The sequence below is a fragment of the Streptomyces sp. NPDC048275 genome (genome assembly GCF_040652275.1).
Lineage (GTDB): Bacteria > Actinomycetota > Actinomycetes > Streptomycetales > Streptomycetaceae > Streptomyces.
This window is the reverse complement of sequence record NZ_JBEZLR010000014.1, coordinates 1-24,434: the sequence shown is the minus strand read 5'-3', so window position 1 is coordinate 24,434 and position 24,434 is coordinate 1. Positions and strand designations below refer to the sequence as shown.

At 68.3% G+C, this 24,434-nt stretch carries 12 protein-coding genes and 1 pseudogene; 8 read left to right on the top strand and 5 right to left on the bottom strand.

The window, feature by feature from the left end; all coding sequences use genetic code 11:
• Nucleotides 1–72: 72 nt before the first annotated feature.
• On the bottom strand, nucleotides 73–6,834 hold the full coding sequence (locus AB0D57_RS11525; protein WP_362070454.1) for a DUF3320 domain-containing protein: 6,762 nt from the start codon (nucleotides 6,832–6,834) through the stop codon (nucleotides 73–75).
• Nucleotides 6,835–7,031: 197 nt separating this feature from the next.
• On the bottom strand, nucleotides 7,032–11,474 hold the full coding sequence (gene pglW, locus AB0D57_RS11520; protein ID WP_362070452.1) for a BREX system serine/threonine kinase PglW: 4,443 nt from the start codon (nucleotides 11,472–11,474) through the stop codon (nucleotides 7,032–7,034).
• Between the two features lie 510 nt (nucleotides 11,475–11,984).
• Here pglW and AB0D57_RS11515 point away from each other — a divergent pair.
• The 5 genes and pseudogenes from AB0D57_RS11515 (at nucleotide 11,985) to AB0D57_RS11495 (ending at nucleotide 18,803) form a co-directional block, all read left to right on the top strand.
• A complete protein-coding gene (locus AB0D57_RS11515; protein ID WP_143613026.1) occupies nucleotides 11,985–12,188 on the top strand; it encodes a hypothetical protein in 204 nt (67 codons plus the stop codon).
• Nucleotides 12,189–12,376: 188 nt separating this feature from the next.
• Complete coding sequence (locus AB0D57_RS11510; RefSeq protein WP_362070449.1) at nucleotides 12,377–14,257, top strand: DUF2075 domain-containing protein; 1,881 nt, start codon at nucleotides 12,377–12,379, stop codon at nucleotides 14,255–14,257.
• 453 nt (nucleotides 14,258–14,710) lie between these two features.
• Complete coding sequence (locus AB0D57_RS11505; protein WP_362070446.1) at nucleotides 14,711–14,839, top strand: DUF6408 family protein; 129 nt, start codon at nucleotides 14,711–14,713, stop codon at nucleotides 14,837–14,839.
• A gap of 226 nt (nucleotides 14,840–15,065) precedes the next feature.
• Entirely contained in the window at nucleotides 15,066–17,063 is a 1,998-nt protein-coding gene (locus AB0D57_RS11500) for a DUF2075 domain-containing protein (RefSeq protein WP_362070444.1), read from the top strand.
• A 172-nt stretch (nucleotides 17,064–17,235) separates the two neighbouring features.
• Nucleotides 17,236–18,803, top strand: a pseudogene (locus AB0D57_RS11495) (ISAzo13 family transposase).
• Between the two features lie 251 nt (nucleotides 18,804–19,054).
• On the opposite strand, the gene AB0D57_RS11490 reads toward AB0D57_RS11495, so the two are convergent.
• The gene (locus AB0D57_RS11490) at nucleotides 19,055–19,438 is read right to left on the bottom strand and encodes a hypothetical protein (protein WP_362070442.1); all 384 of its coding nucleotides are present in this window, start codon (nucleotides 19,436–19,438) and stop codon (nucleotides 19,055–19,057) included.
• 290 nt (nucleotides 19,439–19,728) lie between these two features.
• Here AB0D57_RS11490 and AB0D57_RS11485 point away from each other — a divergent pair, with 290 nt between their 5' ends.
• Both AB0D57_RS11485 and AB0D57_RS11480 read left to right on the top strand, forming a co-directional pair.
• Complete coding sequence (locus AB0D57_RS11485) at nucleotides 19,729–20,457, top strand: hypothetical protein (protein WP_362070440.1); 729 nt, start codon at nucleotides 19,729–19,731, stop codon at nucleotides 20,455–20,457.
• A gap of 144 nt (nucleotides 20,458–20,601) precedes the next feature.
• On the top strand, nucleotides 20,602–21,030 hold the full coding sequence (locus AB0D57_RS11480; protein ID WP_362070438.1) for a RidA family protein: 429 nt from the start codon (nucleotides 20,602–20,604) through the stop codon (nucleotides 21,028–21,030).
• A gap of 168 nt (nucleotides 21,031–21,198) precedes the next feature.
• Here AB0D57_RS11480 and AB0D57_RS11475 read toward each other — a convergent pair whose 3' ends face one another.
• Entirely contained in the window at nucleotides 21,199–21,936 is a 738-nt protein-coding gene (locus AB0D57_RS11475) for an aspartate/glutamate racemase family protein (protein WP_362070436.1), read from the bottom strand.
• A 5-nt stretch (nucleotides 21,937–21,941) separates the two neighbouring features.
• Complete coding sequence (locus AB0D57_RS11470; protein ID WP_362070434.1) at nucleotides 21,942–23,417, bottom strand: NCS1 family nucleobase:cation symporter-1; 1,476 nt, start codon at nucleotides 23,415–23,417, stop codon at nucleotides 21,942–21,944.
• 268 nt (nucleotides 23,418–23,685) lie between these two features.
• Here AB0D57_RS11470 and AB0D57_RS11465 point away from each other — a divergent pair, with 268 nt between their 5' ends.
• Nucleotides 23,686–24,342, top strand: coding sequence for a GntR family transcriptional regulator (locus AB0D57_RS11465; protein ID WP_362070432.1), 657 nt, complete (start codon nucleotides 23,686–23,688; stop codon nucleotides 24,340–24,342).
• Nucleotides 24,343–24,434 lie beyond the last annotated feature (92 nt).

Here is a 24,434-nt window from a genome sequence, read left to right as displayed (position 1 = left end):
CATGGCTGCTCGCTCAATCCTGCCAGCTCAGCAGACCTCTCCCGGCGAGCATGGAGAACCTGCCGTAACGCCTCAGTCACCCTCCGGAGGCATCAGCCCACCCTCCGTCTCCACGAAAGATCCACAGGCGATCAGCTCATCAATATCTCCCGACAGCGCATCCCTGATGTCGGACCCGAGCCGCGCCCACCCGAAGAAGCGTGCGGCCTCACGCAGCAGGTCCTCACGCTGCACGCCCGGTCCTTCCTCGACCACGTTCCTCAGGACGAGCTGACGCTCGACGGCCGGAACCTCCCCCACCTTCCGGTCGCACCGCGGAGTCGGTGTGCGCGCGAACTCCACCTCATGGCCGGGACGGTCGTAGGCCGTGCCCAGGCGGATGATCTTGCCCTGCTTGACCAGTCGTTGAAGGGCCCGGCCGATACGGTCCCGGACCACCTGACCAGAACGTCCGATGCCCCACGCCAAGCGGACCCGAGTGAAGATCACCTCCTGCTCCACCGGCCCCTCCACCTCGACGACGCACAGGGCGACATCCGCCACCACACCGGCGGCGTCGGGGTCCTGCAGCTCGGCACCCGACATGCCCCGCTGGCTGCTCGACCTGCGCCGCACCTCCACCAGGAGGTCCGCATCCACCTCCTGGTAGGGACGGCTCCACGTCGACGGCCCGTGGTCCACCGTCACGAACTCCACCCTCGAAGCCGAGCCGCCGCCGACCCCCCGAGCCGCCTCTCCGCGACCATCAGCGCTCACAGGCTCGGCAGGCTCCGCCACAGCCGCTTCCCCCGCCACCGGCACCTCCGCACCCCGCACCGGCGGCGCCTCCCGCACCGCATGCGGGTCCTCCGCGCACGCCGCCTCCACCGCGGCCCGCAGCCGGGTCATCGCATCGCGCCGGTTGCGATACCAGTCCGTGCCCCAGATCCGGTGCAGCTTCCAGCCGAGGTCGCGCAGGACCGACTCGCGCAGCCGGTCACGGTCCCGGGCAGCGCGAGAGGAGTGGTACATCGCGCCGTCGCACTCAATGCCGAGGGCGTACGTACCGGGCCCGGCCGGGTGGCGTACGGCCATGTCGATGCGGAAGCCGGCGACGCCCACCTGTGGCTGGACCGAGTAGCCCCAGTCCCTCAGCACGTCGAGTACCTCCTCCTCGAAGGGGCTCTCCGGCTCGGCGTCCGGGTCGGCGGCCTCGGTCTGGAGGATCTGGGGGCCGTGCTGGGCGTACTCGAGATAGCGCTTGAGCTTCCGCACGCCTTCCTTCGCGCTCTCCGACAGATCTCCGCCGTAGAACGAAGCAACGACTTCCATGCGGCGGCGAGCGCGGGTCACCGCCACGTTGAGGCGCCGCCAGCCGCCGTCCCTGTTGATCGGGCCGAAATTCGACTGCAGCTTGCCCTGCTGGTCGGGGCCGTAGCCGACCGACAGGATGATGACGTCTCGTTCGTCGCCCTGGACGGTCTCCAGGTTCTTGATGAAGAAGCCGTCGAGACGGTCCTCCGTGAAGAAGTGATCCAGGTCGGGGCGCGCCGCCCTGGCCTTCTGCACCGCCTCCTCGATCGCCTCGGCCTGCGCCTTCGACAGCGCGACCACGCCGAGTGTGAGTCCGGGGCGCGTGGCGAAATGGTGGATGACGCGCTGGGCGACCTTCGCGGCCTCGCCCGGGTTGTTGCTGCGTCCGCCCCTGTCGTAGACGCCCTCCGCCTTGATGAACTCCACACCGATGTCCGGGCCCTGCTCCAGCGCGCCCGGGAAGGTCACCATCTTGTTGTCGTAGAACTCGTGGTTGCTGAAGGCGATGAGGTTCTCGTGCCGGCTTCGGTAGTGCCAGCGCAGGGGCAGGCCACGCAGCACGCCGCTGGCCTTGCACATGTCGAGAATGGACTCGAAGCCGTCGGTGCCGTCCTCGTCCCACTCGTCGTCATCGTCGCTGCCGCCACCCGCGCTGAAGAACGAGGTGGGCGGCAGCTGCTTCTGGTCTCCGGCCACGATGAGCGCGTTGCCGCGGTAGACGGAGTTCACCGCGTCCTGCGGAAGTACCTGGGAAGCCTCGTCGAAGATGACGACGTCGAACTTGAAGTCCGGCGGCAGGAACTGACTGACTGTCAGTGGGCTCATCATGAAGCACGGCTTGATCAGACGTACGACCTCGCGAGTCTGGCTCATCAGGTGGCGCACCGGCATGTGGCGCCGCTGCTTCTCCGCCTCGCGGCGGATCACGGCTGCCTGGCCCACCGACGTACGGCGGGGACGGCGGGCGTTGCACGCGGCGATGACCTCGGCGTGCGCCGCCTCCACCATGTCGTGGTCCGCCGATCGGAACCGCTCCACAAGTTGGTCGCGCTCCATGGCCCGCATCGGCCGCAACCGCGCGTCGGTGGAGAGCTGATGCTCGACCCAGGCGGTGAGCACCGCACGTTCCATCGACGCGGGGAAGTCCTCGGCGGAGAGCTCGCGTCGAGCGAGCTGGTCGGGCAGTCCGTCGAGGTGGTACTGGCGTAGTCGGGACAGCGCTTCGGCGCAGGACGTCCACGCCTCCGGGCCGTAAGGGTCGTGGTCCAGTCGCGACAGGGCGGCCTCCGCCTCGGGCAGCGCGCGGGACAGTTCCCGCCGCATTTCGTCCGCCCGCGCAGGTTCGAAGTATGCGGCGAACGCGTCGCGCTGGCGGCACCAGTCGTCGTCTCGCGCTGCGACAGAGGGGTCGGCGGGCGCGGTCAGCATCATCCGCGCGGCTGCTGCCGACAGGGGAGCGGAGTGGCCGCCGTGTGCGGTGCGCCGGACCTTCTGGGCCCAGTCCACGGCGTCCAGAACCTCGTCGCGGTCCGTCTCGGTGCCGCGGTACAGGGATCCGAGAAGGTCACGGTAGAGGGGGTCGTTCTCGGCGAACCGCGCTTCGGCAGCGCGTGCGGCGACGACGGCGGCCACCGCTTCGCGAGCTCGGGAGAGGGGCAGTCCCGCGTTCTCGTCCATGACCCGCGCGACGGAGTGAATGAGGTCGGTCGCGTCCTCGAAGGGCTCCACGTGCGCACGCAGCCAACGCGCCACCTGGTCCAGCGGACGAGCCATAAGAGGGGAACCAACAGACGCGAGATGCGGCTGCTGAATACGCTCCTGCCAGCGGTCCAGCTCGCTGCGGATCTGCTCGGCCTGCCTCAGGAGTTCCCGCGGTTCGGGCCGGCCGTCGGCCAGCACATCGGCGAGACGGGCTCGACGCGCCGGATCCGCGAGTGTGTCCAGGGCCAGGCTCGCAATCAGCTGCGCGGCCTCAAGCGCGCCGCGCAGAGCCTCGGTGTCGGGACGGCCGTCCGCCGCGTGGCGTCCCAGCAGGTGGCGTTGCTGCTCTGTGGCGTAGGGGCCCGGCCGCTGCCGGGTCAGGTCCAGTGCACGGCGGAGGAGTTCTCCGGTGGCCTCATAACCCGTCACATCGTGGGGAGCGCCCTCGCTCAGATCGGCCGCCTCGGTGTCCAGCCCCCGATACCAAGGGCCGAGAAGGCGGCGGTCGAGCACCGCCTGGGCTCCGAATGAGACCGTCTCCCGCTGTGCCGCCTGCGCGACCGTGATCGCTGTACGTGCGGAGGCCAGGGTGTGCTCGGCACCGGGACTGTTGTCGCGTCGGCCCACCGAGGTCACGGTGTCCAGGAGCGCGACGGCCTGGCGGAGGGGGCTGAGGTGAGCGCGCAGCCATCGGGAGACATCACCCAGAGGCTTTTTGGTCAGTTCGGCGGCGTACGCCGAGAGCTGCGGACGGCTCAAGTCCTGCCGCCACTTCGCGAGCTCCCGGTGCAGGGAGGCACCTTGTCCGAGGAGTTCCGGCTGCGGCGTACGTGCGTCGGCCACCTGAGTGGCGAGAAGGCCTCGGCGGTACGAGTCCGCGACCGTCTCCGGCACGAGCCTGTGGACGGATTCGGCATGCGCCAACGCCGCCTGCAGGGCGGGGACATCGGGCAGCTCCGTCCCCGCGTAGCGACCGATCAGCTCGGTGTGGGACACGGCCAGCGAGCGCAGGTGGTGGTGCGCGGTGTACCAGGCGACGGCCAGCGGCAGCTTGTCCTGCAGGTCGCTGCGCCAGGAGCCCCCGTGGGTGAGCTGGCCGACGAGCTTCCGGTCGGCCCGGATACCGCTGGACATCGCGCCGACGATTCCCCGATGGCCGTCCGTGAGACGGCGGACGGCTTCGGGGAGTTCCGGCGTGGAAACCACCTTGGTATGGAAGGTGTCGCGCGCCGCCTGTTCAGCGGCATCCAACTCGTCGGCGGCCGATGCGATGTCGGCGACCGCAGTCTGGACGAGGGGCAGCACGCGCGGATCAAGCCAGGCTTCCAGAGCACGGTTCGACGCGCTGGCCGACTCCACGACGGCAGCCACGTCCTCAGCCTCGGAGGTCGACTGCGGCCCGCTGCAGCCGAGCCGGGCGGCAGCGGAGTCGGCGTGCTGTCCGGCCGATTCCAAGGTCTCCGCGAGGGCTTCGAACCAGGTGGCCAGCTCTGTCGCCTGCTGACTGGACTGCGACGCAACGTCCATGCCGGGCGGTTCCAGCTCGGCGAGCGCCTGCTCATTGGCAGGGCGTTGTGCGCTCAGCTCCGAGCGGAGCTCGCTCCAGCCCGGCCCCGCCTGGGCCGTCGCGAGCGACTGGGCGTGCACCACCTGATCCCGGCGAGCGAAGAACGCATGGAGCGCGTCGGCCACGACGCACACCGCCGCCTCGTCTGCCGCCGCTGCGCCGCCAGGGGTGAGCCACTGCTCCAAGGGTCGATGGGGGGTGCCTCCCAGCGCGACCACGTCGCAGGTGTGGCGCGCCTCTTCGAGGTTTTCCGGCTCCTTGAGCCCGGCAAGATGGCTGACGCTGGTGAGGCTCTGGTGCGTGCGGTCGAGCACGTTCGCAGTCTCGGCGAACTCCTGGGCGAACTCGGCGGAGCGCGCCTCGGTGAACCCTGCCGGGTCGATCCCCGGTGGCGTCATCGCCGACAGGGCCCGCTCGGCCTCGCCCGACTCCGCCGTCAGCCGGGCCGACAGTTCCTGCCAACGATCGCCGGCTGCCGCGCGGGCAGCCGCACGCACGCGATGAACCGTGCGCAGCTCCGGCGTAAAGGCGTCGACCCGGTCGTCCACCACGTCCGCGAAGTTTTCCGTCGTCAGCCATGTCTCGGGCACCGCGCTCCGCGAGTCGAGCAACCGCAGCAGCGCGATCAGGCGACGGATACCGGCCTCGTCAACGATGGGTTCGCCGTCCGCGGCAAGGTTCTGGTACCGATCAACGGCTGTGACCAGTCCGTCCCGTGCTGCCATGGCCTGTTCGAGTACGGGCCGAGGGTGTGACACACCCGGCCGCAGGTCGCGCCAAGGGAACGACGGGTCGGCGACTGCCTCCCACGCGTCGGCGATGGACTTCGTCGCCTCGATGATCAGGTGCAGGTCCCGATCGCTGAGCTCTTCGGCCCGAAATCCTGCCGCCCCTTCCGGACCGGCGTCACCCGCGGGAGTCAGATAGGCCACCGGTGCCTCGGACAATCGCCCGACCTTGCCGATCACATCGTGCAGCGTCTGCCCGAGCGGGTCACGGACCTCGTTCATCGCCTCGGCATAGGCGGTGAGCGCCAGCCGCGTCTCCCGAGCCTGCGCACGCGCCTGCTCCGACAGCTGCGGCGCCCGTGGCTCCTCCGCCAAGGCCCGGCCGAGTTCTTGGGCCACAGCCCTGCGGCTCGTGTTGTGGCTGTGCAGGGCGAGGGCGTACGAGTCGAGCCCGACCGAGCGCAGTCGGTCGAGGACGACATCGAGGGCCGCGGCCTTCTCACTGACGAAGAGCACACTTCGGCCGGCGTGCATCAGCCCGGCGATCATGTTGGTGATCGTCTGGCTCTTCCCCGTACCGGGAGGGCCGTCCAGCACAAAGGACTGCCCGGCCACGGCGGCCGCGACGGCCTGCCGCTGGGAGGCGTCGGCGTCGAGCACCAGCGGGCTGTCCTCGGGCGGGCTCAGCTCGTCGATCCGGTCGAGTTCGATCTCCTCGAAGTCGAAGCGATCGGACGCAAGGCCGGCCTGCGGTCCGAGCGCCATCGCCCGTACGAGATCGCTGTCCAGGACGCGGCCTTCGTTGTCCAGCAGGTCCTGGTACATCGACTCCTTGTGAGAGGCGAAGAGAGCGACGACCACCCGCGGCGAGACCTGCCAGCCGGTCTTGCCCTCGACGGCACGGGCAGCGGCCGAAAGCACGGCGGACAGATCCGTCGGATCCTGCTCCGCCACCGGCGTCCAGTCGATGTGGAACTGCTCCAGCTTCACCCTCAGAGCCGGGTTGAGTCGCGGCTCCTCTTCGTCGTTGGCCCGCAGTCGAACGCGTCCGTTCGCCACACGCTCTATGCGTACCGGCAAGAGGATGAGCGGAGCGTCACTGCCCGCTTCGGATCCGTCCTCGCGCCAGCGGAGCATGCCGACACCAAGGTTGAGAGTCCACAGGCCGTAGTCGTTGAACAGCTGGGTCGACTTGCTGCGCAGGCTGTTCAGAGCGCGCAGCAGCGAGGGACCGGAGGTCTTCTGGGTCAGGATCCCGTCGCTGCGGTCGCTTCTCTCGGCGGGGAGTGCCTCGATGTTCCTGTCCGCCTCGTCGGCTTCGGGCTCTTCGTCGGGGAGGGGCGCGAAGTCCCAGCCGCGATCCAGGCCTGCGACGAGAGTCTGGGCGGACGGGTGCGAGATCTCCAGGGTGGCCGACTTGGTGTGCCGGAAGTTGAGCAGACGGTTCCGCCCGCTCAGATCCACGAGGGAGGTCCGCCATCCGGCGAGGATCGTCTTGAGTCGTTCCAAGTCTTCGCCGTCGCCGAAGGCGCCCTGATTTGCCACATTGGCCCCTGTTAATCGCTGTTACGGGCCAACGGAGCACCGACGTCGTCGACACGTTACGTGCCACCAACGTAAACATGACCAGGAACGTTCGTACTGTCCCGGTGGCCGCGCAAGTCCCGTTGATCCCCCCTGGATCCGGAATTGTACGGTCAGTGCTCCATACAGTGAAGTACTGACTACAGAACTGCCCGCACCTACTGGCCCGCGCTGTCTGTGGTCCGCAGCTCCTTCAGGAACAGCGAGTCGAGCACCGCCCACTCCGTGGCCCGGTCCACGACCTCCACCGTCCGCCCGTCCAGCGACGGTGTCTGCTTCGGGTCCTCCATCGGGCACAGCCACCACAGCCCGTGCGGGACCTCGGCCGGGCGGCGGGCGGACTGCTGCAGTGAGACCAGGAGGTCGTGGCCGCCGCCGTCGAAGTAGCGAGCGATCAGTCCCGAGTTGTGGACGAAGAGCACCGTCTTCGGTCCCGTCGCCTCAGCCACCCCCCTCAGGCGATCGGCCAGCCTGGCGGTGACGCGCTGGGCGTAGGAGCGCAGCCCGGGCTTCAGTTCGCCGGACTCCGTGAAGGTGGCGTCCGCGCGCAGGACCTTGGACCAGTCCGTGCGGAGTTCGTCGGCGAGCGCACGGAAGACGGTGAGGAACTCGGCGTTCAGATCCACCGCGACGACACCGAATTCCGCAGCCAGCGCCTCCGCCGTACCCGGCAGGTCAACCCCCTTGAGCGTGAGCGCGAGAAAGCCGCCCCGCTGAGCCGCCGTGGCCAGTTTGACGCGCACCACTGCCTGAGGGTCGCGCCCGGCCGCCACTGCCGCCTGGGCTTCTGCCACCAGCACACTCGTACGCGTATAGGTGGAGCTGGTCCAGCGAGCGCCCTCGACAGCCGGGGGGAAGAACCGCTTGCGTACCGGCTCGTACTCGAGAGGGAAGCCCGCCTCGGTCAGCGCGTCCTCCACCTCGATGTGGGTGGGTGCGGCGGCTATGGCGAGGGACGGGAAGCGCGCGTGCACGCGGGAGAGGAGTTCGGTGACCGAGACGCCTGTCTCTCGGCGTACACCGGCCGCGGCCTGGGAGATGCGCAGTGCGCGGGCGAGGCCGAGGGCCGTGGGGTACAGCTCCAGGCGGGGCGAGGCCGCCGCGTCCTGGGCGACCGCGGCAGCGAGAGCCACCAGCCGGGTGTCCGCGAGCGGAGTCATACCCTCGGGAGCAGGGACTTCACGCAAAGTACGTACGACCGTGCCACGACCCGGCAGAGGGTCTTCGGCGGCAAGCCGGTCTGCGGCGGTGCCGAGCGCCGCCGCGTAGCCGGCAAGTTCCTGGGGAGTGGGGTCGTCGGTGCCAGGCAGGGACTCCAGCGCGAGCAGCACGCGTTGTCCCCGGCGCAGCACCGCAAGGCGTGGTTCGTGGTCCGCGTCGGTGCCTCGCTGCAAAACTTCCGCGTCGGCAGCCGCGCGTACGACGGCGAGGGCCTTGGCGAGGGTCCGCTCAGCCGTGTCAGTGCCCGCGCCGTGCCGGATGCGCAGCTCGGCCGCGGCCTCCTGAGCTGTCAGAACCCGCCCTGACTGGGTGAGTATCTGCACCAGCTCGTCGCGGACAGCCGTAAGCCAGGCGGTGGCACCCCACTCCTCGATCGCGGCGACGTGATGGCGCGAGACGGTGGGCTGGCTGCTGCCCAGGTGTTTCGCGATGACCGTCTGCGGGGGCCAGGGTCCGAGTGGTGAGAGCGCGTCCCCTTCTTCCCGGGGCTGCGGCAGACCGAGCGTGAGCCGCACCACGTCGGGACGAAGGTTTCCCTTACGGGCAGGGGCGGGAGTGAGCCGGGCCGCGAGGGAGTCAACGGACTCACGTGCGATGCGCTGCGCCTCCCCCTCAAGATCCTCCGCATCGCCTGGGGTCGGGTGAACAGCAGGCGGCGCCGGGCGCGGCTCGGCTTCGGCCGCGGGGCGGCGCAGCATCGCCGTCCACTGCTTGTGACGGCGGTTCAGCTCCCTGCGTACGAGCGCTCCGGCACCGCGGGCGCGGGAGATCGTATGAGGCGGGATGTCGAGCAGCTCTCCAACGGTGCCTGCACCCAAACCTCCCGCGACCGAGACGGCGCGGAGGGAGAGGCCTGCCGCGTCCAGCGCGGTGGTGAGGTCGGCCGCTGCCGCGGCGGTCTCCCGTGCCTCCTCGGTCGTGGCAGGCGCGGCGCCGACCGTGGCCTGGGTGGTGGGAGGCTTGGTGGAGTCAGCCGTACGGAAGATGTGCCGCCAGGCATCCTCCATCTGCTGAAACGTGTCGAAGCGGCGGTCCACGTCCCGGTGCAGCGCGCGCTGGAAGAACGCGGTCAGTCCGTCACGCAGCCCGGGCTCGAACAGCTCGGCGGCGACGTACAGTTCGGCCTCGTCGCTCATGCGCGGGTCGGTCTGGCCGTCACCCCACACCGGGCGCTCGCCGGAGGCCATCTCGTGAAGGGTGACCGCGGCGGCGTACCGCTCGGCATGGTCGTCGTACAGAGAACGTCGCGCGCTGCCGAGGAAGGGATCGAGGTAGCCGCGAGTGCCCGCGCTGATGTCGCGCTCGGAGGCGTCGGCGAGGGAGAAGTCGAACAGCATCAGCTGCCACGAGCCGTCGCTGCGCTTGTGCAGTCCGAGGTTGTCCGGCTTGATGTCGCGATGCCGCGTGCCCTTGGCGGCGAGCTGGTCGAGGGCGATGAAGAGGTCGTTTCCGTAGCGCTCCAACTGGTCGTAGGTCAGGCGCCCTTCGCCGCGCAGGCGTGCGCCGAGGGAGGATTCGCCCGCGTACTCCAGTTCCAGGACCGCGTGGCCCGCGATCTCCCGAGGCTCGTCGAGGAGACGGATGATGCGTCCGCCGCCCACTGTCTTGAGTGCCTGGGCCTCCGCGTACAGCCGGGCGTCCTTGTCGCGGTCTAGAGCAACCTTGAACACCCGCTCCTCGACGACCTGCTCGCCCGCGGGGCCTTCGAGGTCCTCAATGACCCGCTCCACCAGCAGAGCGCGTGCCGTCGCTCCCGTGCCCAGGACGCGCTTGACGCTCCAGACTCCGTCGAGAGACTGCCCGGGAAGCGCGGTGAGAGGGTCCGTCTCCGTGGCCTCGGACTGCTCCGGGACGGCGGTTTCCTGTTCGGCCTCGTCGAGCAGGTCCAGGAAGCGTTCGGCCGACGGGAGCCTGTCGTTCACCTCGGCCCGGGTGGCATGGAAGACGAGGTCGTTCAGCTTGTCGGAGAGCCCGTCGGCAACGGCGTACGGGTGCAGGCCACCCTCTGTCGACAACCGCTCGATCAGGGCGCTGCGCTGAGCGGCCGGGCGCTCCCCGGTGAGCAACAGATAGGAGAGGGCGCCGAGGCCGAACATGTCCAGGTCGACCGGATCGGCGAACTCCTGATCCGTCTCGGGCGCGAGGAAGACCTGGGCGGCATCCTCGATCAGGTTCGGGTCGAGCGGGGTGTCTCCGATGGACCGCATCGAACTGGTGTCGAAGTCGCGGGCCGCGGTCTGCCAGTCGGCGATGCGGACGACCGGCTCGCTGCCGTCCTCCTTCGCAGAGACGTACACCGAACGAGCTGCGAGGGCGCGGTGGTAGAGCGATCGGTTGTGTGCGTAGCGCAGCGCTTCGGCGAGTTGGCGGACCAGGTCGAGGCGGGTCTCCGGGGTGAGTCTGCCGCCGTACGCGTCGAGATAGGCGTCCAGACGCAGATCGCTGTGGCGGTGGCGGAACAGGATCGCCGGGCCGCCCTGGTGCTCACGGATCTGCACGGCCTGCGCGACACCGCGGTGGGTGATGCCCTGCAGGACCTGGTACTCACGGCGGGCGGCGCGGTCGGCGGCCTGCCGGGCCTCGTCCGTGGCCATCTGCTCGACGAGATAGATCCGGACCCTGCCCTCTTCCTGGACCAGCCCGTCGTCGCGCGCGGCGAGACGGTCCTCCCAGCCGAACCCGGCGTCCAGTGCGCGCGGCTCGAGTTTCCAGTCGTCCCCGAAGCGCAGGTGTGCGGTGGAGTGGCTGATGCCGATCTTCTGCATCAACTGCTCAAGCAGCTGCGCCGTGTTGGGCGTGATTCGCCAGCTCTCCCGCTCCGGCGGTTTCCCGAGCAGGTCGTCCCAGACCTTGTCGAGGCCGCTCGCCCCGTCGTTGCGGCCATAGACGTTGAGGCGCTGGAACTCGTCGAGGCCGCTGATCAGCCCCGCCCCATGAAGGAACACGGCCGGTTTGATGAAGGGAATCCGGCGCGGATCGATGTGGTTGGCCCGCGCCGCGCGCTCCAACTGGCCTTTGAGCTCCTTGCACTTCAGGTCGGTGAGGTGCAGCGGGTTCTTCAGGGTCCGGACCCGGTCGGCGTGAAACTGCCAAGTATCACCGTGGTTGACCACCCGACCGGGATGTCCCTTGAGTTCAAGGAGGTAGACCCCGCCGGGAACGGCGATGAACAGGTCGCACTCGTTCGTACGACCGGAGGCAGCGGTGAACGAGAAGGTCGCCCAGGCGCGGTACGGCTCGTTGGCGGGCATGAGCTGCCGAATGTGATCGAGCCCGTCCTGCTCCCACGTGTGCGTGGAGCGGCGAGGCTGGAACCAGCGCTGTTGCTTGCGCGGCGGAGGACCCGGCTTCGGGGCGGAAGGCGTTCCTGCTGCCGTCACTGTCCGACCTCCACCGGTGTGCGCCCCCTTCTGTGGGCGTGGTGTGCCCGCTAGACCCTACATCGCCGGGTGGCCACGCCACTCGGGAGATTCCCGCTGCTCAGCACATCCGTCGCGGGGCTGAGCCCCGGAGGCCACGCACCTCACCGCACCATCCCGCCGAAATACGTGGCCACAGCTGTCACTGTCCGTGCTAGCCTTTCGAACACTCAATCGGCCCGCCTGACGCTCCGCCCCCTAGATCCACAGGAGCTCACCACACCGAATTCGGGAGCTTTCGCATGTCCGCATTCTGCGATTCCACGCTTCGCACGGCGTCCTTTGCACATCCCTCTCCCGTACAGCTCCCCTCCCGGGAAGATCGCGTCCTCCGCAGCGGCGACTTCGCCCACGGCATCTTGGCCTGATCCGGCCACGACAGGTCAGACGACAACGACGCCCACCGTGCCCTCGTTCTGGCGCAACGTTCCTGCGTCCGGAATCCGGCACCTCTTCCCCGAAGGTGTTTTCGTGCAGACCCAGGAGACGGCGATCGTCGCCGTCATCGCCGCGGCCGTCACCGTGACCGTGTGCTTCGCGCTTTCTTGCCTCACCTTTTCCAACACCGTCAAGGCCGCGTTGAAGGACAGCAATTCAGCTCACCGCGCCAAGATCCTCACCCAAGTCGCCACAGTGCTGCGGCAGTTGCCGCTGTTCCGCTGGCGCCGCAAGTGATCGCGAAGCGAAGAAGGAGCAGGGTTTCTGCGAGTCGCGGGTACGTCCCGCTCCGCCCCCGCTCAACCGAAGGAGACCGATGTACGCCGATATAGGCTTCAGCCGATCATCTATGCGGCCCGCCGGGCTTCCCGCCGTGGACACGCCCCCACCCGCACGCCTCATATCGTGCTGCCCGGGAGCCCGCCTTGCTTCGTGAATCCGTATCCGCCGCCCGCGAGCAGGTTCACAGCGAGCAGCTGTTTCTGCGGCTGATGGAGCATTTCGTCCGTGACCACGGCCACCGGCCGAGCGATGCCGAAGCCAGGTCCTGGCGGATGAGCATCCCCGCTCTGCTCAACGTCCTGCTGGAAGCGGGACTTGACGACGTGCACGTGCTTTTCGAGTACCAGCTGCCGCTGACCAGCAAGCGCGCCGACGCCGTACTGGCCGGGGTGCATCCCACCACTGGCGAGCCTTCCTACGTGGTGGTCGAGCTGAAGCAGTGGGCCAACGCCGAGCCGGATGATGACGATGCCCTGCTCTGCCGGCTTGACTCCTATCCTCGCCCAGTCCTCAACCCGATCGAACAGGTGCGGGGCTACTGCGACTACCTGGTTTCCTTCAACGGAGCCCTGGCCCAGCACCCGGGCAGGATTTCCGGGGCCGCGTACCTCCACAATGCGACCGAGTTCGGTATCAGCGGCCTGTACAGCGTCGAGCAGAGCGAGCGCGGACGGCTATTCAGCGAGGAACGCCGCGGAGAGTTCATCACCTTCCTCAAGTCACGCCTGGGGCCGGCGTCCGGGGCTGTCTCAGGCGATGAGCTCCTCGCCGGAAAGGTCGGCCCTTCCAAGCAGCTGATCGCCGTCGCCGCCAGGGAGGTGCGCAACCGCGAGGAGTTCGTCCTGCTCGACGAACAGCGAGTCGCGTACGAGGTGGTCATGCGTGCGGTGAACCGGGCCGCACGCGCCGACCACAAGGAAGTCGTCGTCATCACTGGCGGCCCGGGCACGGGTAAGAGTGTCATCGCGCTGTCGCTGCTCGGCGAGTTGTATCGCCAGGGCCGGACGGCTCTCCACGCGACAGGTTCCGCATCGTTCACGAAGACCATGCGCAAGGTGGCCGGCGCCCGCAAGCGCGAAGTCCAGGAGCTGTTCAAGTACTTCAACAGCTTCATGACCGCAGAGCGAAACGGCCTGGACGCCCTGATCTGCGACGAGGCACACCGCATCCGCAAGACCTCGGCGAACAGGTACACGCGCGCGGAGCACCGCACGGGCAAGCCCCAGATAGAGGAGCTGATCGATGCGGCCCGGGTACCGGTCTTTCTTCTCGATGAGCACCAAGTGGTGCGTCCTGGAGAGATGGGGACGGTCAAGGAGATCAGAGATGTCGCGGCGGCCAAGAACCTGAGCTTCCAGGAGATCTCCTTGGACAGCCAGTTCCGTTGCGGCGGCAGCGACGCCTACTTGCGTTGGGTTGTACGCCTGTTGGGTCTGGAACCCGGTGGCCCGGTGAGCTGGAATCCGGACGACCGGATGAAGCTCCTGGTCGCGGACAGCCCTCAGGAGATGGAGGACTTCCTGCAGAAGCGGCGGGCGGAAGGCTACGGCGCTCGCATCTCGGCGGGCTACTGCTGGAGGTGGACCACGAAGTATCCACCCGGCCAAGATCTGCCGACAGACGTAGTGGTAGGCGACTGGGCCCGTCCCTGGAACGTGTTCGGCGAGCGCGGGGTGGCCGGGGCACCTCCGGCAGCGCTCTGGGCAACGGACCCGGCCGGGTTCGGTCAGGTCGGGTGCGTCTACACCGCACAGGGCTTCGAGTACGACTGGAGCGGGGTCATCATCGGTCCCGACCTGGTTTGGCGCGGCGACCGCTGGATCGTCGACCGCGCCGCGTCCAAGGACCCTGTCTTCACGAAGGCGACCCCGGACGCGCTGGTGGACGAGCTGATCCGCAATACGTACAAAGTGCTGCTGACACGGGGCATGGTCGGCACAGTGATCTACTCGACCGACGCCGAGACTCGGGCCAAGTTGCGGGAGTTGGTAGAGGCCGACGAGCCTGCCGTGCTCTCCGCGTAGCGGGCGGGGCCCGTAGTCGACGCGAGACGGAGGCATTCGGCTGAGCCGGAGTGTGCGCCACGCCCCGGATCAGCCAGGCCTGTCGGTCGCACCCAGCCGAGGCCGAGCGTCAGGCATCCCTAATCCGTATACGCGGACAAGCCCCTCAACTAGCGACTTCGCGCCCAGAACGCCTTCCAAACGAGATCGTGTTCCTTCCGCAGTTCATCGACGACCACCGGCATACCGAACCAATCGGAAGCCTGCGCCACTTCACCTCAAATTAATTCACCAGAGTGCAGTGACAGTTGTGCGTTATGGTGACTGCGCGCTGCATACCCCTCCCCGGAGGGAGTACGAGTCGCGGGTCGCGGGATGTGTGGACGACAGTGGACTCACCACTCAGTGAGTACGGATGCCCGGTGGGCTCCCCACCAAGTCCGGTATCCCGACTCCTGTAAGGAGATGCTCCGCATGACCCCCGTTGAGTACAAGCCCCCGCGCCGCACCTGGTTCCGTGAAGTCCTGATCGGCGTCGCTGCCGGAGTGGCCTCCGAGCTAGTGCTGAGGGCTTTGGTGGCGACGGCGCATTTGCTCGTCTGACACGAGCAGGAAGCGGCGGGTCCCGGGGAGGCCCGCCGCTGTTCACTGCAGGGTCACCATCTTCTCGGTATCGCCGTATCGCTGCGGTTGTCGGCGCCCTCTACCCCATATCTGGGTGGACAGATCTCGCTGCGTTAGTCTTCCTCTGTTGTTGCGGCCCGACGGGCTTCCGGTTTCGGACATGCCCCCACCCGCACGAGTCACTTCGTGCCCCGGGGGACCCTTCGTGCTTCTTGGCAGCTCTGCATCCGAGCTCAGTCACCTGCTCGCACCACAGCCCGGTTCTCCAGACCTTGCGCTGACCGAGTTGCTCATAGCCAGACACCGCGAGGCCAAGGGAAACGATCCCAGCCCCGGAGACGTCGCGGCCTGGAACAACAGCATCCCCATCGTCGTCGACTCCCTTCTGCGGTGCAGTCGCGGCGAGGTGCATGTACTCATCGAGTTCGATATGCCGCACACCAATAGCGCGGTGGACCTCATCCTGTGCGGTCAACAACCGGGCACCAACACCCCCTCCTACATCGCTCTGGAACTCAAACAGGTACGCCACGCCACCGTGCACCCGGAGTGCCCCGTAGTCGTTGACCTCGGCTACAACACATACAAGCCTCATCCGGTACGACAGATACAGCGCTACTGCGAGTACTTGACGCGTTATCTCCCTCCCCTCAGAGAGAGCGACGGCTGTCTCACCGGAGCGGCCTTCCTGCACAACGCACGGGACGAACACGTCTCCGCGCTCTTCGATCTGGCGGAAACAGAGCACGGAGTCCTCTACACCCTCGACGACCTCGAGCTGTTCCGCCGAATGCTTACCTCCCGTTTCACAAAGGGTCCTGGTGACGCGGCCGCTCAGGCTCTGGTCGACGCGAAACAGGATCCGCTCCGAAAGGTCACCGACATCGCTCGTCAGCGATCCGTCACGGGTGGCGGACTGACTCTGCTCGACGAACAGCAGGTGGCCTTCGATCTCATCCTCCGGCACGTGGAGCGCGCAGCCCTCGGCGAAAATTCGGGCCGCAAGCGCGTCTTCATCTTTCGGGGTGGCCCAGGAAGCGGCAAGAGCGCGGTAGCGCTGGCGCTGCAGCGCGAGTTCGCCTTGCGCTGCCACCTCGCCGTACTGGCCAGCGGCTCGCACGCGTACACCGAAACTCTGCGCGAGATCCTGCTGAGCACGGCTCGCCACGGCGAGATAAGCCGAAAGCGGCAGGCCGGATTGAAGATGTACCGGTACTTCAACAGCTTCCAGGAGGCCGAACCTGACAGCGAGGAGATCCTCATCTGCGACGAGGCTCACCGCATGCGGCGGTCCTCCACCGACAGGTGGACGAGGCCGGAGGAACGCGAGGAGGATCGACCCCAGGTGGATGAACTGCTCAACGCAGCCAAAGTCCCCATCTTCCTCCTCGACGACCACCAGTCCATCCGCCCCGATGAGGTCGGAAATACCGCGTACCTACGAGATTTCGCCGAGCGTCAGGGATGCGAGGTCACGGTTACAGAGCTCCATGGGACGTTCCGCGCGGGAGGCAGCAAGCGCTATCAGCGGTGGGTGCATGAACTCCTGGGCCTCACCGACTTGGACGCCTCGGCCTGGAAGCCGGACGGCCGAATGCAGCTGCTGGTGGCCGACTCCCCGAAGGATCTAGAGGAGTTCGTGCGAGAGCGGCACCTAGAAAGCGCAACAGCACGCATCACCGCTGGGTTCTGCTGGCCATGGAGCAACCCACTCGACAACGAGCTGGTACTCGACGTCCAGATCGGCGACTGGCACAAGCCTTGGAACGTCAAGCCACAACACCAGGTGCCCGACGCCCCGGCGGCCAGCCTGTGGGCGACAGACCGTCGCGGTATCGATCAAATCGGCTGTGTCTACACGGCCCAGACATTCGAATACGACTGGAACGGTGTCATCATCGGGCCTGATCTCGTCTGGCGCGAAGGCCGCTTCGTCGTGGACCGGTCAGCTTCGAAGGATCCCGCGTTCCGGGGCGCGCCTGACGAAGTCGTCGAGCGGTGCATTCGCAACGCTTACCATGTCCTGCTGACCCGCGGCGTAGCCGGAACGGTGGTGCACTCACCGGACGCCGAAACGCAGAACGCGCTGCGCCGCCTTATCACCGGCACTATCAGCCGACAACAGGTTGCCGGCTCCGCGAGAAGACCCCTTACAGCCGAAGGCACAGCCGTCCCTTCCTCCTATCGGAGAAGCCGCCGCTAAGGGCTTGCAGGGAATCAAGGTGTTGCTTCCCGTTCGGGTAATCGTTGATGTGGTATGCGCATCCCGGACGAGACACGTGACCAACTCGCCGTGAAGCTTGCGGTGTTGTGCCCGCATCTGGACGAGCGGCAACGGCGGCTGTTGATGGCCGCGGAGGCGCGTGCTCTGGGGCATGGTGGTGTTCGGGCCGTTGCGCGGGCGCGCGGTCAGCGAGACCACGGTCCGCAGAGGTGTGTTCGAGCTGGAGGCCGGCGAGGAGCCTCTGGGGCGGGTACGGCGTCCGGGCGGAGGCCGCAAACGGGTCGCGGACCTGGATCCGGGGCTGCGGTCGGCACTGTTGGCGCTGGTCGAGCCTGACGTACGGGGTGATCCGATGTCGCCGCTGCGATGGACGGTGAAGTCGACCCGCACGCTCGCGCGGGAGCCGACCCCGGCCGGACACCAGGTCAGTGCCGACACGGTCGCCGGCATGCTGCGCAAGGAGGGCTTCGGTCTGCAGGCCAACGCCAAGACCATCGAGGGCAGCCAGCATCCGGACCGGGATGCCCAGTTCCGCTATCTCAACGAGCAAGCCCGCGAGCACCGGGACACCGGTCAGCCGGTGATCAGCGTGGACACAAAGAAGAAGGAGCTCGTCGGCGCGTTCAAGAACAGCGGACGGCAGTGGCGGCCCGCGGCCGATCCGGTACGGGTGAACGTCCATGACTTCGCCGACCGCAGCTGGGCAAAGCCGTCCCCTACGGGATCTACGATCTCGCGGCGGACACCGGCTGGGTCAACGTCGGCACCGACCACGACACCGCCGCGTTCGCGGTGGAATCGATCCGCCGCTGGTGGCACGACCAGGGCCGGGGCACCTACCCAGGCGCAACACGACTACTGATCACCGCTGACGCGGGCGGCTCCAACGGCTACCGCACCCGGGCCTGGAAACTCCAACTGGCCACACTCGCCGCCGAAACGGGGCTGACCATCACCGTGTGTCACCTACCGCCGGGAACTTCGAAGTGGAACAAGATCGAGCACCGGCTCTTCTCCCACATCACCATGAACTGGCGCGGCCGCCCGCTGACCAGCCACGAAGTCATCGTCCAGTCCATCGCCGCGACCACGACCCGCACCGGACTGCGCGTGAGGGCAGAGCTCGACACCAACACCTACCCGACCGGAGTCCACGTCGGCGACGCGGACATGGCCGCCCTGCCGCTGACCCGGCACGCCTTCCACGGCGACTGGAACTACGCCTTGCACCCGCAACCATGCCCGGCCATCCCGGCGGCCAGGGCCCCGCAGGCGCGGACCCCGGAATGGGACCAGGCTCTGCTGTCTGACCCCACACTGACCGGCATGTCCCCACAGCAACTGGCCGACCTCGCACAGACTTTGGCCCCGGACGGCGATACCCAGCGCGGCCGCCCGCCCCGGCTCGCCTTCCCCGACCAGGTCCTGGCCACCGTGTTTCACCTACGGGTCGCCCTGGCCGCGGAACCCCTGGCCGTGCTGTTCGACAGCAGTCGGACCGCCATGCACCGCACACTGTTGAAGATCAGGAGGCTACTCAAGGCGCAGAGCATCGTCATCGCGCCGGCAGCCACCCCGCCCTCCGCCCTGCCCTACCACGAGCTCGGCGGCGACTACTTCACCCAACGGGATCCCGAGCGGGCGGCACGCCGGGCCGTTTCCCGGTTGACCGAACTCGGCTACCGCGTCACCCTCGACCCGATGGAGGCCGCCGGGTGAACAGGGGGGAAGGGGCCCGGCGGACAGACCCGACCGGGCCGACACCCCTGCCCGAAAGAGCCCCCACCTGCTGTTATTTACGCGTCAGAGTCAAGTTAGGCTTGATCACAGTTGTCGTCGTGGCCCGCCGGGCCTCCGCTGCGCTGCAACCAGCGCCAGCATGAAAATCACACACGGCGGCCAGGAGCTTCTCGTCGCCCACGGGCTCCCTTCCGGGCAGCCGCCGTAGCCCGTTGGCATCGATGTGCACGTCAGCATTCCCACAGGTTTCGGTGCCGGTGACGGGTCGGCGGGTGGTCCAGGGTTTCCGCTGTGTCGAGCAGGGCTTCCGGGGGTGCGGCGCGGAGGAGTTTGCGGACCGTGGTGCGGAAGCTGCGCAGGTCGGCGCGGGCTCTGGACTCGTACGGGGTGTGGAACTGCGCGTTCAGGGCGCGCGGGTAGGTGTACGCGGCGAACGTGCGGACGAGGTGGATGGGGATGGGTCGACGGCCCTCACAGCGAGCGTTGGTCAACTCCTCGCGGGCATAGCGGAGTTCGGTGAGCGTGTGGTCGGTGCAGGGGCCCCGCAGGCCGGATGACCAGTGCGCGGGGACCGTGCGGTGTCGGGTGGGGACGTGGTGGACGGTGCGTGACATGGCGCGCCTCCGCTGGGGCGCCGGATGTCCGGCGTGCTCCGGCTAGAAGTCCGCTGCGGTGACACGTCCTTGGCGCCTGGTGCGCGGAGGCATGAGCAGCGACAGCCGCATGGGCATGAGGTGAGGATCGGGGAACGAGGCGAGGGAGTCGAGTCAATATTCGTCGGCCGCGGGACGGAGCTGTCGTTCGTCCTCGTTCGACCTCGGGCGGTTGTCAGTGGGGCGCGCTCTAATGGGAGGTGTAGTCACAGAGCGTCACGACTGCGTGCGCTACGGGGGAGGTAGTGATCGTGGGTTACCAGGAATACGGGCAGAGGTATGTGTCGATGGCCGGGCTGCGGGCGCGGGGGTGGACCGGCGGGATAGTGCATCGGCTATTGGGGGCGCCGGACCGGCTCGGTTGCCATCCGCGTTCCCGGACGGCGCCGTACACGCGGTTCTATCGCGTCGAGCGGGTCGAGGAGGCCGAGCGCAGCTGGGGCTTTCGGGCGGTCACAGAGACGGAGGCTGCCTCAGAGCGGTCGAAGCAGGTGCCCGGCGCGGTGGAGCGCCGACGGATGGAGGTGCTGGAGCGGATCCGGGTCGAGCCGACCGGCGTGCCGCGCCTCGACCCGGGCAAGCTGGCTCTCCGGGCCGTTGGGCATCGGGCTCGGAGGGAGGCGGAGTGGGGGCGCCTCAAAGGAGCGGAAGGCGAGGACTCCGGTCGGTCCCGGGCGGCCGCGCAGAGGCGAGACTCGTCCGGCGCTGGTGACCTTGTGCCGTACGGCCGCCCCTCGTCCGGCACCGGTGACCGCACATCCCTCGCCCCCTGGAAGGTCGACTACCTGCGGCATCGGCTGATCCACTACGAGCAGCTCCTGGACGGACTGCCGGGACGCGGGCGCACCTCCGGGCGGGCCGAGGCCGTCGCGCTGCTGCGGCGGCGGATCTACGCGGCCATCGGCGAGGCGCACCCGAACCTGGCTCAGGAGTGTGCGAGGCAAGTGCGCGATCAAGGGCTTGGTCCGTGGTCGTGGTGACAGTCATGGCTAAGGGGTCCCGGTGTGAAATGCGGATGCAGGATCCCTCAACCCACCCGCATCATCGGCAGGTTGCCCGCCGAAGGCGACAACAGCATCGAAGGCCTTGCCCAGAGCCGAAATCGAAGATCCCGGGAGCCTCCCATGGTCCAACGCATCACCGTCCCCAGCCTCTTCGCTCCGCCCGTCTACTCCCACGCGTCCATAGTCGAAGCCGGGACCAAGCTGGCCTTCCTCGCCGGGTCGGTGCCGCTCGACGCCGACGGGAAGATAGTCGGCCAAGGTGATCCCGTACGGCAGGCCGAGCAGGTCCTGGCCAACCTGGACGAGCAACTGCGGGCGGTCGGCAGCGACATGGCGCACGTCGTCTCGACGGACGTGTACGTCGTCGGCAGTGAGCCGGCGGTGCTCTCCGCGGTCTGGGACGTCGTCGAGGCGTCCGGGCTCAGCATCGGCCCGCACTCGTCGACGCTGATCGGGGTGGCCTGCCTCGGATACACCGGCCAGCTCGTGGAAATCACGGCAACCGCCGTCGTGCCCGAACACAGCCACGGGCACATGTCTAGGGTCTGAGCGCGACACAGAGCCCGGGCACGCCTCCCCATGCCAAGCGCGCCCCACAGCCCGGGCACGCCTCCCCACCCAAACACAAGCCAGAGCCCGCACACACCTCCACAATCCGACCACAAGCCAGAGCCCAGCCACCCATCAGAACCCCACCGCTCCCAGACCTCGGCCGGATCACCCCGACCAAGGCAGGCCCCCGGTCCCACGGGACCCCCACGTCCGCCGCTTGGGCAGTGGTCGCGCATAGCTGCCTACCCGACTCGTCCCCAGCCCCAGCGACACCAGGGACTCCGCGAGCTTGACCGCCGCGGCCACCCCGTCGACGACGGGCAGCCCCAGCTTCTCCCCGACCACGCGCTGCAGGCCGGTCATCCCCGCGCAGCCCAGGACCAGGACCTCGGCACCCGCCTCCACCGCGCGCTCCGCCGCGGCGACGAACGCCTCCTGCGTGCGCCGGGCGTCGCCGAGGTCGAGGACGCCCAGGCCGGTGCCGACGACGGCGGCGCAGTTCTGGGCGACACCGGCCGCGTGGAGGCTGTCCTCGATCTGGCCGCGCGAGCGTTCCAGGGTGGTGACGACGCCGTACCGCCGCCCGAGCAGGCAGGCGAGGTGGGCGGCGGCCTCGGTGATGTCGACGACGGGCACGTCGACGAGTTCGCGGGCGCCTTCGCGTCCGTGTTCGCCGAAGCCCGCCATGACCACGGCGTCGTACGGCCCCTCGTACGTCCGCAGGGTGTCGAGTACGGCCGCCGCCGAGAGGTAGCTGTCGAGCCAGCCCTCCGCCGACTCGGGTCCCCACGCGGGGGTCAGTCCGGTCACGGTGGTGCCCGGGCCTGCGGCGGCCCGGGCACCTCGTACGATCTCCTCGGTCATCTCTTGCGTGGTGTTGCAGTTGGTGACGACGATGTGCACGCCGCTCAGGCCTCCACGGGCTCGGGAACGGTGTCCTCGGTAGCGGTGCGCTCGCTCCGGCACAGGGCGATGTACAGGCCCGCGGCCAGTGCGGTTCCGATGAACCACGAGTACGGGGCCACGTCGCTGAAGGTCTTCACCAGCGCGAGCACCGCGGCCACGGCGGCCGAGGGCAGGAACGCCCAGAGGGCCTTCGGGTTGACGCCCTTGCGGTAGTAGTACGGCGATCCGGGCCGGGCGTCGAAGAGCTGCTCGACGTCGACGCGGCCGCGCTTGACCCAGTAGTAGTCGATCATGATCACGCCGAACAGGGGGCCCAGGAAGGCGCCGAGGCCGCCGAGGAAGTAGTTGACGACCGTGGGGTTGGAGAAGAGGTTCCACGGGGTCACCAGCAGCGCGGCCACCGTGCTGATCATGCCGCCGATCTTGAACGTGATCTTCTGCGGCCAGACGTTGGCGAGATCGTACGCCGGGGAGACGAAGTTGGCGACGATGTTGACGCCCATGGTGGCGATGGCGAAGGTCAGGGCGCCGAGGACCAGGACCCAGGTGTTGCCGACCTTGGCGACCAGCAGCGCCGGGTCGGTGATGGCCTCGCCGAACACCTCGATCGAACCGGCGGTGACGATGACCGACACGATCACGAAGGCCGTGGAGTTGATCGGCAGGCCCCAGAAGTTGCCCCGCTTGACGGTCTTGTAGCTGGGGGCGAAGCGTGAGAAGTCGCAGAAGTTGAGCATCAGGGTGCCGTACGTGGCGAGGATGAGCCCGATCGCTCCGAACCACTGCCGCCACTGCTCGCCCACCGAGACCGGGTGCGGGGTCGAGGTGAGCGAGATGGTCCAGCCGGCCTTGGCGAGGACCCAGACGGCGAGCGCGATCATGACCAGCCAGATGGCGGGACCGCAGAAGTCCTGGAACTTGCGGACCGACTCCATGCCCTGACTGATGATCATCGCCTGGATCAGCCACAGCGCGACGAAGGACGTCCAGCCGAGCGCGTCCAGGCCGAGGAAGGAGTGGTGCGTCCACGACTCCAGGCCCGGCCAGGCCGCGAGCAGCATGACGTTGACGGCGACGGAGGCCAGGTAGGTCTGGATTCCGTACCACATGATGGCGATGACGGCCCTGATCAGCGCGGGGATGTTGGCGCCCCAGACGCCGAAGCTGATGCGGCTGACCACGGGGAAGGGCACGCCGGTGCGCTGGCCGATGCGGCCCATCAGGTTCATCCCGATGTAGATGATCACGAAGCCGACGAGCAGGGACGTGAAGATCTGCCAGACGTTCATGCCGAGGACGAGCAGGCCCGCCGCGAACGTGTAGTTGCCGAGGTTGTGGACGTCGGACATCCACATGGCGAAGAGGTCGAAGACCTTCCAGTTGCGCTTGCCCGCGGGCGCGAGGTCTTCATTGGTGAGCCGGGGATCGGGGACGAACGCTGGGGTGCCGGTGGCTTCGGCACTGTCGGCGAGGGACACGGGGGCCTCCATGGGCGAGGGGACAGGAGGAGGGAACGGAAGGAGGGAACGGAGGGAGGGGACGGAGGGCGGAGACGGAGGGCGGAGACGGAGGGCGGGGACGGAGGGCGGGGACGGAGGGCGGCGGCGCTTCGTGCGGACGGGACAGCCTGGGGAGGTTTGTTTGGTATACCAAAGAGCCGTCATGGTCCCGCCGTCGACCGTCCCCGCCGATGTCCAAGCCGTTACGGCCCCGTAAAACACCCGCCAAGTCGGCGAGGATGGGCCCATGACGAAGATCGAACCCCTGGGCGCGGTGCGCGAGCGCGTCCTGGCCGAGCTGCGGCAGGAGATCATCGCGGGGCGGCTGCGCCCCGGCGACCGCCTGGTCGAGCGCGAGCTGGCCGAGCGCTTCGGGGTCTCCCGGGTCCCCGTGCGCGAGGCGATCCGCGCACTCGTCGCCGAGGGCTTCGTGCACTTCGAGACGCCGCGCCGCACCGTCGTACGCCGTCTCACCCCGACGGATGTCGCCGAACTCTTCGAACTGCGCGAGGCGTTGGAGGTCTACGCGGCCGGGCTCGCCGCGTCACGCGCCACACCGGAGGATCTCGCGGAGGTCGAGGAGCTCCTCGACCGCGCGGCCGCCGCCACCCGGGCCGAGGACGCCGAGCTGATCACCGACATCAACAGCCGCCTCCACGACCGCATCCTGGCGATGGCGGGCAACAGCCTGCTGATCTCCGTCATGGAACCGGTCGCCGGCCGTCTGCGCTGGCTCACCCGGCAGAACGAGGAGTGGCCCCAACTCCTCATCGAACACCGCGAGTTGTACGAGGCCATCGCCTCCGGCGACCCGGCGCGCGCCCGCGCCCACGCGCTCACCCACGTACAGACCAACTACCGCTCGACGGTACGGCAGCTGTTCGGCGAGCCCGAAGCTCCCTAGCCTCGCCGTTTCGGTTGGGGTGATGAGGCGTCGCCGAGGGGTATCTGCCGGGTGGCCGAGGTGATTTCGGTGCTCGGGCATGGCGGAGTCCC